12 protein-coding genes are annotated in these 13,902 nt (G+C 53.8%); all 12 read left to right on the top strand.

The window, feature by feature from the left end; translation table 11 throughout:
• Positions 1-458 precede the first annotated feature (458 nt).
• Positions 459-1,397 (top strand): transcriptional regulator LrhA, encoded by a 939-nt coding sequence (gene lrhA, locus HEM79_RS07185; protein WP_021551129.1) that lies wholly within the window; start codon positions 459-461, stop codon positions 1,395-1,397.
• Between the two features lie 629 nt (positions 1,398-2,026).
• Positions 2,027-2,470 (top strand): NADH-quinone oxidoreductase subunit NuoA, encoded by a 444-nt coding sequence (nuoA, locus tag HEM79_RS07180; RefSeq protein ID WP_000062994.1) that lies wholly within the window; start codon positions 2,027-2,029, stop codon positions 2,468-2,470.
• A gap of 15 nt (positions 2,471-2,485) precedes the next feature.
• The gene (nuoB, locus tag HEM79_RS07175) at positions 2,486-3,148 is read left to right on the top strand and encodes an NADH-quinone oxidoreductase subunit NuoB (RefSeq protein ID WP_000386733.1); all 663 of its coding nucleotides are present in this window, start codon (positions 2,486-2,488) and stop codon (positions 3,146-3,148) included.
• Between the two features lie 89 nt (positions 3,149-3,237).
• Positions 3,238-5,040 (top strand): NADH-quinone oxidoreductase subunit C/D, encoded by a 1,803-nt coding sequence (gene nuoC / locus HEM79_RS07170; RefSeq protein ID WP_000247878.1) that lies wholly within the window; start codon positions 3,238-3,240, stop codon positions 5,038-5,040.
• A gap of 2 nt (positions 5,041-5,042) precedes the next feature.
• Positions 5,043-5,543, top strand: a complete 501-nt coding sequence (gene nuoE, locus HEM79_RS07165; RefSeq protein WP_000545042.1) for an NADH-quinone oxidoreductase subunit NuoE — start codon at positions 5,043-5,045, stop codon at positions 5,541-5,543.
• Positions 5,540-6,877, top strand: coding sequence for an NADH-quinone oxidoreductase subunit NuoF (gene nuoF / locus HEM79_RS07160; RefSeq protein ID WP_000789507.1), 1,338 nt, complete (start codon positions 5,540-5,542; stop codon positions 6,875-6,877). The genes nuoE and nuoF overlap by 4 nt, the downstream gene beginning before the upstream one ends.
• A 52-nt stretch (positions 6,878-6,929) precedes the next feature.
• On the top strand, positions 6,930-9,656 hold the full coding sequence (nuoG, locus tag HEM79_RS07155; RefSeq protein WP_176242325.1) for an NADH-quinone oxidoreductase subunit NuoG: 2,727 nt from the start codon (positions 6,930-6,932) through the stop codon (positions 9,654-9,656).
• Positions 9,653-10,630 (top strand): NADH-quinone oxidoreductase subunit NuoH, encoded by a 978-nt coding sequence (gene nuoH / locus HEM79_RS07150; RefSeq protein ID WP_176242323.1) that lies wholly within the window; start codon positions 9,653-9,655, stop codon positions 10,628-10,630. The genes nuoG and nuoH overlap by 4 nt, the downstream gene beginning before the upstream one ends.
• Positions 10,631-10,644: 14 nt before the next feature.
• Entirely contained in the window at positions 10,645-11,187 is a 543-nt protein-coding gene (gene nuoI, locus HEM79_RS07145; protein ID WP_000172749.1) for an NADH-quinone oxidoreductase subunit NuoI, read from the top strand.
• Between the two features lie 11 nt (positions 11,188-11,198).
• The gene (gene nuoJ / locus HEM79_RS07140) at positions 11,199-11,753 is read left to right on the top strand and encodes an NADH-quinone oxidoreductase subunit J (protein ID WP_000393513.1); all 555 of its coding nucleotides are present in this window, start codon (positions 11,199-11,201) and stop codon (positions 11,751-11,753) included.
• Positions 11,750-12,052, top strand: coding sequence for an NADH-quinone oxidoreductase subunit NuoK (gene nuoK, locus HEM79_RS07135; protein WP_000612644.1), 303 nt, complete (start codon positions 11,750-11,752; stop codon positions 12,050-12,052). The genes nuoJ and nuoK overlap by 4 nt, the downstream gene beginning before the upstream one ends.
• A complete protein-coding gene (nuoL, locus tag HEM79_RS07130) occupies positions 12,049-13,890 on the top strand; it encodes an NADH-quinone oxidoreductase subunit L (protein ID WP_176242321.1) in 1,842 nt (613 codons plus the stop codon). The genes nuoK and nuoL overlap by 4 nt, the downstream gene beginning before the upstream one ends.
• The last annotated feature ends 12 nt before the right edge of the window (positions 13,891-13,902 follow it).

The raw sequence follows: 13,902 nt of genomic DNA, 5'->3' as shown, positions 1-13,902 counted from the left end.
TTACTTTGCCTAACATAACATAACTTTGCATCAGATAATTCGCAATGACCCTTATAAATAAAAGGGTTTTAGGGTAAAATGCCTACTTTAATGACGGAGCACCTGCTTTTGATGCAGCCTCATCCTCGCTGTTTGTACGCGTACACGTATTAGCCGCGCTGCTGCGAGGGAGTGGAGCAGGGAGCAACATTTACATTTACATAAACTCTCGCATGTCATAAATAGAAAAGAGTGAGTAACTTAATAGATATGCGATCCCTGAAGATATATTCTGTGATCTACTTCAGGCATTATAACGGAACAATGTGAGCCACATTTTTAGTGCAACTCATATGCATTTTTACTTTCATCCGGGTTCCGGATGAAACTGCCAGGGAGGCACATTACAAATGGAATTGCTTGTTTGTGTGTGCACAGCATTAACCAGCTCAGTATGAGCCGCCAGTAAGTGATAATATATGATAAGTGCAAATCGTCCGATAATTAACCTCGACCTCGATCTGCTGAGAACATTTGTTGCTGTTGCCGATCTGAACACTTTTGCAGCTGCAGCTGCCGCTGTGTGTCGTACTCAGTCTGCTGTTAGCCAGCAAATGCAACGTCTGGAACAACTCGTTGGGAAAGAACTGTTCGCTCGGCATGGTCGCAACAAACTGTTAACTGAACATGGCATTCAGCTTCTTGGTTACGCCAGGAAAATCCTGCGTTTTAATGATGAGGCTTGCTCATCATTGATGTTCAGTAATCTTCAGGGCGTGTTAACTATCGGTGCTTCAGATGAATCTGCTGATACGATCTTACCTTTCCTGCTTAATCGCGTAAGTTCGGTTTATCCGAAACTTGCGCTGGATGTCCGCGTTAAACGCAATGCCTATATGGCAGAAATGCTGAAGTCCCAGGAAGTGGATTTAATGGTTACCACTCATCGTCCTGATACCTTTAAGGCGTTGAACCTGCGTACTTCGCCAACGCACTGGTATTGCGCTGCGGAATATGTGTTGCAAAAAGGCGAGCCGATCCCACTTGTGCTACTGGATGACCCCAGTCCGTTCCGTGACATGGTTCTGGCAACGCTCAATAAAGCGGAGATTCCATGGCGCCTGGCGTATGTTGCCTCCACATTACCGGCGGTTCGTGCTGCAGTAAAAGCGGGTCTTGGCGTGACAGCAAGACCGGTTGAGATGATGAGTCCGGATCTGCGCGTTTTGAGCGCGGTAGACGGTTTACCTCCACTCCCAGATACCGAATATTTGCTGTGCTATGATCCGTCCAGCAATAATGAGTTGGCGCAGGTGATATACCAGGCTATGGAGAGTTATCACAACCCATGGCAATACAGCCCGCTGACTACCCAGGAGGGGGACGATTCCCTGTTGATAGAAGGGGATTACGAATAATCGTCCGGCAATAACAATTTCTGATGACAAGTTTGTAAAAATAGGCCACTGGTGATTAATAAAACGCCAGTGGCTTTTTTTACAATAAATCCTTAAGAATTTTCCTCACGGCGAACAAAAGTGTTCATTTTTCAATCATCAGCCATTCTCCTGGCTTACGAACAAAAAATCGCCTGAAAAAAATCTCCTGCTACAATGATGTTAAAAAATACGTAAAATTATTGATGTGTTTTTGTTATGGATTAACAAAAGCGTGTCACAGATCAAGAAAATACTCTCTTTTGGGGGGAGGAATCGACACAAATTCCTGTCAAAATAGACCCGTATTTTTTCCATTGCTTCACAACGGACACGATTCAACAACATCTAATTTTCCTGGAGTTGTCAACAATCTGGGGCTATAGGGCATTAAATGCAAAAGTTGTTGATATCATGTAAATTAATGTGAAGAAACCTTTGTTAAAGTTGACAAAAGGTTATAGAAAGGAGTAAAAGACCACATCAATTAGCTGTATAAAATAGTTTCTACAGTGATTGTAAGGTTTTTTTTTATTCCTCCCCATGAATCGATGTGGCGTCCATCTGCCGTGAAGAGCAGTGAATCTGGCGCTACTTTTGATGAGTAAGCAATGAGTATGTCAACATCCACTGAAGTCATCGCTCATCACTGGGCATTCGCTATCTTTCTTATCGTTGCCATTGGCCTGTGTTGCCTGATGCTGGTAGGCGGTTGGTTTTTAGGCGGTCGCGCACGCGCGAGGTCGAAAAACGTGCCGTTTGAATCAGGTATCGACTCGGTCGGCTCCGCCCGCTTACGCCTGTCTGCCAAGTTTTATCTGGTGGCCATGTTCTTCGTTATCTTCGACGTTGAGGCGCTGTATCTGTTCGCATGGTCAACTTCCATTCGCGAAAGCGGCTGGATTGGCTTTGTAGAAGCGGCAATTTTTATTTTTGTGTTACTGGCTGGTCTGGTTTATCTGGTGCGTATTGGCGCGCTGGACTGGACGCCCGCGCGTTCTCGCCGCGAGCGTATGAACCCGGAAACGAACAGTATCGCTAATCGTCAACGCTAACCGCGAGGCATTAAGATGGATTATACGCTCACCCGCATAGATCCCAACGGTGAGAACGACCGTTACCCCCTGCAAAAGCAGGAGATCGTAACCGACCCTCTGGAGCAAGAAGTTAACAAAAACGTGTTTATGGGCAAGCTCAATGACATGGTTAACTGGGGTCGTAAAAACTCAATTTGGCCGTATAACTTCGGTCTTTCCTGCTGTTACGTTGAGATGGTGACCTCATTTACTGCGGTGCATGACGTGGCGCGTTTTGGCGCAGAAGTATTACGTGCTTCGCCGCGTCAGGCTGACCTGATGGTGGTGGCAGGAACCTGCTTTACCAAAATGGCACCGGTTATTCAGCGTCTGTATGACCAGATGCTGGAGCCGAAATGGGTTATCTCCATGGGAGCCTGTGCCAACTCTGGCGGTATGTACGACATTTATTCCGTTGTACAGGGCGTTGATAAATTCATTCCGGTTGATGTGTATATCCCGGGGTGTCCGCCGCGTCCAGAAGCGTATATGCAGGCACTGATGCTGTTGCAGGAATCTATTGGTAAAGAACGTCGCCCGCTCTCCTGGGTCGTTGGCGATCAGGGCGTTTATCGCGCCAATATGCAATCAGAGCGCGAACGCAAGCGCGGTGAACGCATTGCCGTTACCAACCTGCGCACCCCTGACGAGATTTAATTTGCGCCTGTCGGCAAAGGTATTTTTCTTCGCTTATTCCTAAATCTATTGCGCGAAGCCACGCCGACAGTCACCACGGACCATATGCAATGGTGAACAATATGACCGACTTAACCGCGCAAGAACCCGCCTGGCAGACCCGCGATCATCTTGATGATCCGGTGATAGGCGAACTGCGCAACCGTTTTGGGCCGGATGCCTTTACTGTTCAGGCGACTCGCACCGGGGTTCCCGTTGTGTGGATCAAGCGTGAACAATTACTGGAAGTTGGCGATTTCTTAAAGAAACTGCCGAAACCTTACGTCATGCTGTTTGATTTACACGGCATGGACGAACGTCTGCGCACCCACCGCGAAGGGCTACCTGCTGCGGATTTTTCTGTTTTCTACCATCTGATTTCCATCGATCGTAACCGCGACATCATGCTGAAGGTGGCGCTGGCTGAAAACGACCTGCACGTACCGACCTTTACCAAATTGTTCCCGAACGCCAACTGGTATGAGCGTGAAACCTGGGATCTGTTTGGCATTACTTTCGACGGTCACCCGAACCTGCGCCGCATCATGATGCCGCAAACCTGGAAAGGTCACCCGCTGCGTAAAGATTACCCGGCGCGCGCAACCGAATTCTCGCCGTTTGAGCTGACCAAAGCCAAACAGGATCTGGAGATGGAAGCCCTGACCTTCAAACCGGAAGAGTGGGGGATGAAGCGCGGCACCGAAAACGAGGACTTCATGTTCCTCAACCTCGGTCCGAACCACCCGTCGGCGCATGGGGCTTTCCGTATCGTTTTGCAACTCGACGGCGAAGAGATTGTCGACTGCGTACCAGACATCGGCTACCACCACCGTGGCGCGGAGAAAATGGGCGAACGCCAGTCATGGCACAGCTACATTCCGTATACCGACCGTATCGAATACCTCGGCGGCTGCGTTAACGAAATGCCTTATGTGCTGGCGGTAGAGAAACTGGCCGGAATTACCGTGCCGGATCGCGTTAACGTGATTCGCGTAATGCTCTCCGAACTGTTCCGCATCAACAGCCACCTGCTGTATATCTCGACCTTTATTCAGGACGTCGGCGCAATGACGCCAGTATTCTTCGCCTTTACCGATCGTCAGAAAATTTACGATCTGGTGGAAGCAATCACTGGTTTCCGTATGCACCCAGCGTGGTTCCGTATTGGCGGCGTAGCGCACGACCTGCCACGTGGCTGGGATCGTCTGCTGCGTGAGTTCCTCGACTGGATGCCGAAACGTCTGGCGTCTTACGAGAAAGCGGCGCTGCAAAACACCATTCTGAAAGGCCGTTCCCAGGGCGTTGCCGCCTACGGTGCGAAAGAGGCGCTGGAGTGGGGCACCACCGGTGCTGGCCTGCGAGCCACCGGGATCGACTTCGACGTGCGTAAGGCGCGTCCTTATTCTGGCTATGAAAACTTCGACTTTGAAATCCCGGTTGGTGGTGGCGTTTCTGACTGCTACACCCGCGTAATGCTGAAAGTGGAAGAGCTGCGCCAGAGCCTGCGCATTCTTGAGCAGTGCCTCAACAACATGCCGGAAGGCCCGTTCAAAGCGGATCACCCGCTGACTACGCCGCCGCCGAAAGAGCGCACGCTGCAACATATCGAAACCCTGATCACCCACTTCCTGCAAGTGTCGTGGGGGCCGGTGATGCCTGCCAATGAATCCTTCCAGATGATTGAGGCGACCAAAGGGATCAACAGTTACTACCTGACCAGCGACGGCAGCACCATGAGTTATCGCACCCGTATCCGCACGCCGAGTTATGCGCACTTGCAGCAAATTCCGGCGGCGATCCGTGGCAGCCTGGTGTCTGACCTGATTGTTTATCTGGGCAGTATCGATTTTGTTATGTCAGATGTGGACCGCTAATTATGCACGAGAATCAACAACCACAAACCGAGGCTTTTGAGCTGAGTGCGGCAGAGCGTGAAGCGATTGAGCACGAGATGCACCACTACGAAGACCCGCGTGCGGCGTCCATTGAAGCCCTGAAGATCGTTCAGAAGCAGCGTGGCTGGGTGCCGGACGGTGCGATCCACGCGATCGCTGACGTTCTGGGTATTCCGGCGAGCGATGTCGAAGGCGTGGCAACATTCTACAGCCAGATCTTCCGCCAGCCAGTTGGTCGCCATGTGATCCGTTATTGCGACAGCGTGGTCTGTCACATCAACGGTTACCAGGGCATTCAGGCGGCGCTGGAGAAAAAACTGAACATCAAACCAGGGCAAACGACGTTTGACGGTCGCTTTACGCTGCTGCCAACCTGCTGCCTGGGGAACTGTGATAAAGGGCCAAACATGATGATCGATGAGGACACTCACGCGCATCTGACCCCGGAAGCGATCCCTGAACTGCTGGAGCGGTATAAATGAAAAATATTATCCGTACTCCCGAAACGCATCCGCTGACCTGGCGTCTGCGTGATGATAAACAGCCAGTGTGGCTGGATGAATACCGCAGCAAAAACGGTTACGAAGGGGCGCGTAAGGCGCTGACCGGGCTTTCTCCGGACGAAATCGTTAATCAGGTAAAAGACTCCGGCCTGAAAGGGCGCGGCGGTGCAGGCTTTTCTACTGGCCTGAAGTGGAGCCTGATGCCGAAAGACGAATCCATGAACATCCGTTACCTGCTGTGTAACGCCGATGAAATGGAGCCGGGCACCTATAAAGATCGCCTGCTGATGGAACAACTGCCGCACCTGCTGGTGGAAGGTATGCTCATCTCCGCGTTTGCGCTGAAAGCTTACCGTGGCTACATCTTCCTGCGTGGCGAATATATTGAAGCAGCAGTGAATCTGCGCCGTGCCATTGCCGAAGCGACCGAAGCGGGTCTGCTTGGCAAAAACATTATGGGAACAGGTTTTGATTTTGAACTGTTTGTCCATACCGGGGCAGGGCGCTACATCTGCGGTGAAGAAACAGCGTTAATCAACTCCCTGGAAGGGCGTCGCGCTAACCCGCGTTCAAAACCGCCATTCCCGGCAACCTCCGGCGCATGGGGTAAACCGACCTGCGTCAACAACGTCGAAACCCTGTGTAACGTTCCGGCAATCCTTGCTAACGGCGTGGAGTGGTATCAGAACATCTCGAAAAGCAAAGATGCTGGCACCAAGCTGATGGGCTTCTCCGGTCGGGTGAAAAATCCGGGTCTGTGGGAACTGCCGTTCGGCACCACCGCACGCGAGATCCTCGAAGATTACGCCGGTGGTATGCGTGACGGCCTGAAATTCAAAGCCTGGCAGCCAGGCGGCGCGGGCACCGACTTCCTGACCGAAGCGCACCTTGACCTGCCGATGGAATTCGAAAGTATCGGTAAAGCGGGCAGCCGTCTGGGTACGGCGCTGGCGATGGCGGTTGACCATGAGATCAACATGGTGTCGCTGGTGCGTAACCTGGAAGAGTTTTTCGCCCGTGAATCCTGCGGCTGGTGTACACCGTGCCGCGACGGTCTGCCGTGGAGCGTAAAAATTCTGCGTGCGCTGGAGCGTGGCGAAGGTCAGCCGGGCGATATTGAAACACTTGAGCAACTGTGTCGATTCTTAGGCCCGGGTAAAACCTTCTGTGCCCACGCACCTGGTGCGGTGGAGCCGTTACAGAGCGCCATCAAATATTTCCGCGAAGAATTTGAAGCGGGAATCAAACAGCCGTTCAGCAATACCCATTTGATTAATGGGATTCAGCCGAACCTGCTGAAAGAACGCTGGTAACCGAATTTCGATTAACGCTCAGTCTCTGACTGAGAAAACTGGAAGCATGCTAATGGCTACAATTCATGTAGACGGCAAAGAATACGAGGTCAACGGAGCGGACAATCTGCTGGAAGCTTGTCTGTCTCTGGGTCTTGATATTCCTTACTTTTGCTGGCATCCGGCGCTGGGAAGCGTCGGTGCTTGCCGCCAGTGTGCGGTGAAGCAGTACCAAAACGCGGAAGACACGCGTGGTCGCCTGGTGATGTCCTGTATGACACCAGCTTCCGATGGCACCTTTATTTCCATTGACGACGAAGAAGCGAAACAGTTCCGTGAAAGTGTGGTCGAGTGGTTAATGACTAACCACCCGCACGACTGTCCGGTATGTGAAGAGGGCGGTAACTGCCATCTTCAGGATATGACCGTGATGACCGGACACAGCTTCCGTCGCTACCGTTTCACCAAACGTACCCACCGCAATCAGGATCTGGGGCCGTTCATCTCTCATGAAATGAACCGCTGCATCGCCTGTTACCGCTGTGTGCGTTACTACAAAGATTACGCTGACGGTACGGATCTGGGCGTTTATGGCGCACACGACAACGTCTACTTCGGTCGCCCTGAAGACGGCACCCTGGAAAGTGAATTTTCCGGTAACCTGGTCGAAATTTGCCCGACTGGCGTATTTACCGACAAAACGCACTCCGAGCGTTACAACCGTAAATGGGATATGCAGTTTGCGCCGAGCATCTGCCAGCAATGTTCCATTGGCTGTAACATCAGCCCCGGCGAACGTTACGGCGAACTGCGTCGTATCGAAAACCGTTACAACGGTACGGTAAACCACTACTTCCTCTGCGACCGTGGTCGTTTCGGTTACGGCTACGTCAACCTGAAAGATCGTCCGCGTCAGCCAGTACAGCGTCGTGGCGATGATTTCATTACCCTCAACGCCGAACAGGCAATGCAGGGCGCAGCAGATATTCTGCGTCAGTCGAAGAAAGTGATCGGCATCGGTTCTCCGCGAGCCAGCGTAGAAAGCAACTTTGCGCTGCGTGAGCTGGTGGGCGAAGAAAACTTCTATACCGGTATCGCTCACGGTGAGCAGGAACGTCTGCAACTGGCGCTGAAAGTGCTGCGTGAAGGCGGCATTTATACGCCGGCACTGCGCGAAATCGAATCTTACGATGCGGTACTGGTGCTGGGCGAAGACGTTACCCAGACCGGAGCGCGCGTCGCGCTGGCAGTGCGTCAGGCGGTGAAAGGTAAAGCACGCGAAATGGCGGCAGCACAGAAAGTGGCTGACTGGCAGATTGCGGCAATCCTCAACATCGGTCAACGTGCGAAGCATCCGCTGTTTGTTACCAACGTTGATGACACTCGTCTGGATGATATTGCGGCGTGGACTTACCGCGCACCGGTTGAAGATCAGGCGCGTTTAGGTTTTGCCATCGCCCATGCGCTGGATAACTCCGCGCCAGCGGTTGACGGTATCGAGCCTGAGCTGCAAAGCAAAATCGACGTCATCGTGCAGGCTCTGGCGGGTGCGAAGAAACCGTTGATTATCTCCGGGACGAACGCCGGTAGCACAGAAGTGATTCAGGCGGCGGCTAACGTCGCGAAAGCCCTGAAAGGTCGCGGCGCTGACGTAGGTATCACCATGATTGCCCGTTCCGTCAACAGCATGGGGCTGGGCATTATGGGCGGCGGTTCGCTTGAAGAAGCGTTAACCGAACTGGAAACCGGACGCGCCGACGCGGTGGTGGTGCTGGAAAACGATCTGCATCGTCACGCTTCCGCAACCCGCGTGAATGCTGCGCTGGCTAAAGCGCCGCTGGTGATGGTGGTTGACCATCAACGCACAGCGATCATGGAAAACGCCCATCTGGTGCTTTCCGCCGCCAGCTTTGCTGAAAGCGACGGTACGGTTATCAACAACGAAGGTCGCGCTCAACGTTTCTTCCAGGTTTACGACCCGTCCTATTACGACAGCAAAACGGTCATGCTGGAAAGCTGGCGCTGGCTGCACTCGCTGCACAGCACCCTGCTGAGCCGTGAAGTGGACTGGACGCAGCTCGACCATGTGATTGATGCCGTTGTGGCGAAAATCCCGGAGCTGGCGGGTATCAAAGATGCCGCGCCGGATGCGACATTCCGCATTCGTGGTCAGAAACTGGCTCGTGAGCCGCACCGTTACAGTGGTCGTACCGCCATGCGCGCCAACATCAGCGTTCATGAGCCGCGTCAGCCGCAGGATATTGACACCATGTTCACCTTCTCGATGGAAGGTAACAACCAGCCGACCGCGCACCGTTCGCAAGTGCCGTTTGCCTGGGCGCCGGGCTGGAACTCCCCGCAGGCGTGGAACAAGTTCCAGGATGAAGTGGGCGGCAAACTACGCTTTGGCGATCCGGGTGTGCGTCTGTTTGAAATCAGCGAAAACGGTCTGGATTACTTCACCAGCGTACCGGCACGCTTCCAGCCGCAGGAAGGGAAATGGCGTATCGCGCCGTACTACCACCTGTTTGGCAGCGATGAACTGTCACAGCGTGCTCCGGTCTTCCAGAGCCGTATGCCGCAGCCGTACATCAAACTTAACCCGGCAGATGCCGCGAAGTTGGGTGTGAACGCGGGTACACGCGTCTCCTTTAGTTACGATGGCAACACGGTCACGTTGCCAGTTGAAATCGCCGAAGGGCTGACGGCAGGGCAGGTGGGCTTGCCGATGGGGATGTCCGGCATTGCTCCAGTGCTGGCTGGCGCGCATCTTGAGGATCTCAAGGAGGCACAACAATGAGTTGGTTATCACCGGAACTGATTGAGATCCTGCTGACCATCCTCAAAGCGGTGGCGATCCTGCTGGTGGTTGTCACCTGCGGGGCATTCATGAGCTTTGGCGAACGTCGCCTGCTGGGTCTGTTCCAGAACCGTTACGGACCTAACCGTGTTGGCTGGGGCGGTTCGCTCCAGCTGGTCGCGGACATGATCAAAATGTTCTTTAAAGAAGACTGGATCCCGAAATTCTCGGATCGCGTCATCTTTACCCTGGCGCCGATGATTGCCTTTACCTCGCTGCTGCTGGCCTTTGCGATTGTGCCAGTCAGTCCGGGTTGGGTGGTTGCCGACCTGAACATCGGGATTTTGTTCTTCCTGATGATGGCAGGCCTGGCGGTCTACGCGGTGCTGTTTGCGGGCTGGTCAAGTAACAACAAATACTCGCTGTTGGGTGCGATGCGTGCTTCTGCGCAGACCCTGAGCTACGAAGTGTTCCTCGGGCTTTCCCTGATGGGCGTGGTGGCGCAGGCCGGTTCATTCAACATGACCGACATCGTCAACAGCCAGGCGCATGTGTGGAACGTCATCCCGCAATTCTTTGGTTTTATTACCTTTGCCATCGCGGGCGTGGCGGTGTGTCACCGTCATCCGTTTGACCAGCCGGAAGCCGAGCAGGAACTGGCGGATGGTTACCACATTGAATATTCCGGTATGAAGTTCGGTCTGTTCTTCGTGGGTGAATACATCGGGATTGTGACCATCTCTGCACTGATGGTGACACTGTTCTTCGGTGGCTGGCAAGGCCCGTTGTTACCGCCATTCATCTGGTTCGCGCTGAAAACCGCGTTCTTTATGATGATGTTCATTTTGATTCGTGCGTCGTTACCGCGTCCGCGTTATGACCAGGTAATGTCCTTCGGCTGGAAAATCTGCCTGCCGCTGACGCTGATCAACTTGCTGGTAACGGCGGCTGTCATTCTCTGGCAGGCGCAATAAGGGGCACTAAGACCATGACCTTAAAAGAATTGTTAGTAGGTTTCGGCACCCAGGTTCGTAGTATCTGGATGATCGGCCTGCACGCGTTCGCCAAACGCGAAACGCGAATGTACCCGGAAGAGCCGGTCTATCTGCCGCCCCGTTATCGTGGTCGTATTGTTCTGACCCGCGACCCGGACGGCGAAGAGCGTTGCGTAGCCTGTAACCTCTGCGCGGTAGCCTGCCCGGTCGGCTGTATCTCGCTGCAAAAAGCAGAAACCAAAGACGGCCGCTGGTATCCGGAATTTTTCCGCATCAACTTCTCACGCTGCATTTTCTGTGGTCTGTGCGAAGAAGCCTGTCCGACCACGGCGATCCAGTTAACCCCGGATTTCGAAATGGGGGAATACAAGCGCCAGGATCTGGTTTACGAGAAAGAGGATCTGCTGATCTCCGGTCCGGGCAAATACCCGGAATATAACTTCTACCGGATGGCAGGTATGGCAATCGACGGCAAAGATAAGGGCGAAGCAGAGAACGAAGCCAAGCCTATCGACGTCAAGAGCCTGTTACCGTAAGGAGAGGGGCAATGGAGTTCGCTTTTTATATCTGTGGCCTGATAGCCATACTTGCGACCTTGCGAGTGATCACCCATACCAATCCGGTGCACGCACTGCTGTACCTGATTATTTCGCTGCTGGCGATTTCCGGGGTGTTCTTCTCACTGGGCGCTTACTTCGCCGGTGCGCTGGAAATTATTGTCTACGCTGGTGCCATTATGGTGCTGTTCGTGTTCGTGGTGATGATGCTCAACCTGGGCGGTTCGGAAATTGAACAGGAACGCCAGTGGCTGAAACCGCAGGTGTGGATTGGTCCGGCAATTTTGTCGGCCATCATGCTGGTGGTGATTGTTTACGCCATTCTCGGTGTTAACGATCAGGGTATCGACGGTACGCCAATCAGTGCTAAAGCAGTGGGTATTACGCTGTTCGGGCCTTACGTACTGGCGGTTGAACTGGCTTCTATGCTGCTGCTGGCTGGTCTGGTTGTGGCCTTCCACGTCGGTCGTGAAGAGCGTGCGGGTGAAGTGCTGAGCAATCGTAAAGACGACAGCGCGAAAAGAAAAACGGAGGAGCGCGCATGATCCCCTTACAACACGGACTGATCCTCGCGGCAATCTTATTCGTTCTTGGCTTAACCGGTCTGGTTATCCGTCGCAATCTGCTGTTTATGCTGATTGGTCTGGAAATCATGATTAATGCCTCCGCGCTGGCCTTTGTGGTCGCCGGTAGCTACTGGGGCCAGACCGACGGTCAGGTGATGTACATTCTCGCCATCAGCCTCGCGGCGGCGGAAGCGAGTATCGGCCTTGCGCTGCTGCTGCAACTTCACCGTCGTCGCCAGAACCTGAACATCGATTCAGTAAGTGAGATGCGCGGATGAACATGCTTGCCTTAACCATTATTTTGCCATTGATTGGCTTCATCCTGCTGGCGTTCTCTCGTGGGCGCTGGTCTGAAAACGTCTCGGCGATCGTGGGCGTAGGCTCTGTGGGCCTGGCGGCGCTGGTGACTGCCTTTATTGGCGTCGATTTCTTCGCTAATGGCGAGCAGGCTTACAGCCAGCCGCTGTGGACGTGGATGTCGGTAGGCGACTTTAATATCGGTTTCAACCTGGTGCTGGACGGCCTGTCGCTGACCATGCTCTCGGTGGTCACCGGTGTGGGTTTCCTGATCCACATGTACGCCTCCTGGTATATGCGCGGTGAAGAGGGATACTCTCGCTTCTTCGCCTACACCAACCTGTTCATCGCCAGCATGGTGGTTCTGGTTCTCGCCGACAACCTGCTGCTGATGTACCTCGGCTGGGAAGGCGTGGGTCTGTGCTCCTATCTGCTGATCGGTTTCTATTACACCGATCCGAAGAATGGCGCAGCGGCAATGAAAGCGTTCGTCGTGACCCGTGTGGGTGACGTGTTCCTCGCTTTCGCGCTGTTCATTCTCTACAACGAACTGGGCACCCTGAACTTCCGCGAAATGGTGGAACTGGCACCAGCGCACTTTGCTGACGGCAATAACATGCTGATGTGGGCGACGCTGATGCTGCTGGGCGGTGCGGTCGGTAAATCTGCGCAGTTGCCGTTGCAGACATGGCTTGCCGACGCGATGGCGGGCCCGACGCCTGTCTCCGCGCTGATCCACGCTGCAACGATGGTAACCGCGGGTGTCTACCTGATCGCCCGTACCCACGGCCTGTTCCTGATGACCCCGGAAGTTCTGCATCTGGTGGGCATTATCGGGGCGGTTACGCTGCTGCTGGCCGGTTTTGCCGCGCTGGTACAGACCGACATCAAACGTGTTCTCGCTTACTCTACCATGAGCCAGATTGGCTACATGTTCCTCGCGCTTGGCGTACAGGCATGGGATGCGGCGATTTTCCACTTGATGACCCACGCATTCTTTAAAGCGTTGCTGTTCCTGGCATCCGGTTCCGTCATTCTGGCCTGCCATCACGAACAGAACATCTTCAAGATGGGCGGTCTGCGTAAATCTATTCCACTGGTTTATCTCTGCTTCCTGGTGGGCGGCGCGGCACTGTCGGCACTGCCGCTGGTCACTGCGGGCTTCTTCAGTAAGGATGAGATCCTCGCGGGTGCGATGGCGAATGGTCATATCAATCTGATGGTGGCAGGTCTGGTCGGTGCGTTTATGACCTCGCTTTACACCTTCCGTATGATTTTCATCGTCTTCCACGGAAAAGAACAAATTCACGCTCACGCCGTGAAAGGGGTAACTCACAGCCTGCCGCTGATTGTGCTGCTGATCCTTTCCACCTTCGTTGGTGCACTGATTGTACCGCCGCTGCAGGGCGTGCTTCCGCAAACGACGGAGCTGGCGCACGGCAGCATGTTGACCCTGGAAATTACCTCTGGCGTGGTCGCGGTGGTCGGCATTCTGCTGGCTGCCTGGCTGTGGCTGGGTAAACGTACTCTGGTGACCTCCATCGCCAACAGTGCGCCGGGCCGCCTGCTGGGCACCTGGTGGTACAACGCCTGGGGCTTTGACTGGCTGTACGACAAAGTGTTCGTCAAGCCGTTCCTGGGTATTGCCTGGTTGCTGAAACGCGATCCGCTGAACGCAATGATGAACATCCCGGCGATCCTCTCGCGCTTTGCGGGTAAAGGTCTGCTGTTCAGTGAGAACGGCTACCTGCGCTGGTATGTGGCATCCATGAGCATCGGTGCGGTCGTGGTGCTGGCACTGTTGATGGTACTGCGTTGAGTTAAGGATTGT

The organism is Escherichia sp. 93.0816 (genome assembly GCF_013368855.2).
Lineage (GTDB): Bacteria > Pseudomonadota > Gammaproteobacteria > Enterobacterales > Enterobacteriaceae > Escherichia > Escherichia ruysiae.
Note: the sequence above shows the minus strand (reverse complement) of the source record. Positions and strands in the feature narration are given on the sequence as shown.

Coding starts and splice junctions, on each gene's coding strand:
- lrhA (WP_021551129.1), top strand. CDS start 459: ATGATAAGTGCAAATCGTCCGATAATTAACCTCGACCTCGATCTGCTG.
- nuoA (WP_000062994.1), top strand. CDS start 2,027: ATGAGTATGTCAACATCCACTGAAGTCATCGCTCATCACTGGGCATTC.
- nuoB (WP_000386733.1), top strand. CDS start 2,486: ATGGATTATACGCTCACCCGCATAGATCCCAACGGTGAGAACGACCGT.
- nuoC (WP_000247878.1), top strand. CDS start 3,238: ATGGTGAACAATATGACCGACTTAACCGCGCAAGAACCCGCCTGGCAG.
- nuoE (WP_000545042.1), top strand. CDS start 5,043: ATGCACGAGAATCAACAACCACAAACCGAGGCTTTTGAGCTGAGTGCG.
- nuoF (WP_000789507.1), top strand. CDS start 5,540: ATGAAAAATATTATCCGTACTCCCGAAACGCATCCGCTGACCTGGCGT.
- nuoG (WP_176242325.1), top strand. CDS start 6,930: ATGGCTACAATTCATGTAGACGGCAAAGAATACGAGGTCAACGGAGCG.
- nuoH (WP_176242323.1), top strand. CDS start 9,653: ATGAGTTGGTTATCACCGGAACTGATTGAGATCCTGCTGACCATCCTC.
- nuoI (WP_000172749.1), top strand. CDS start 10,645: ATGACCTTAAAAGAATTGTTAGTAGGTTTCGGCACCCAGGTTCGTAGT.
- nuoJ (WP_000393513.1), top strand. CDS start 11,199: ATGGAGTTCGCTTTTTATATCTGTGGCCTGATAGCCATACTTGCGACC.
- nuoK (WP_000612644.1), top strand. CDS start 11,750: ATGATCCCCTTACAACACGGACTGATCCTCGCGGCAATCTTATTCGTT.
- nuoL (WP_176242321.1), top strand. CDS start 12,049: ATGAACATGCTTGCCTTAACCATTATTTTGCCATTGATTGGCTTCATC.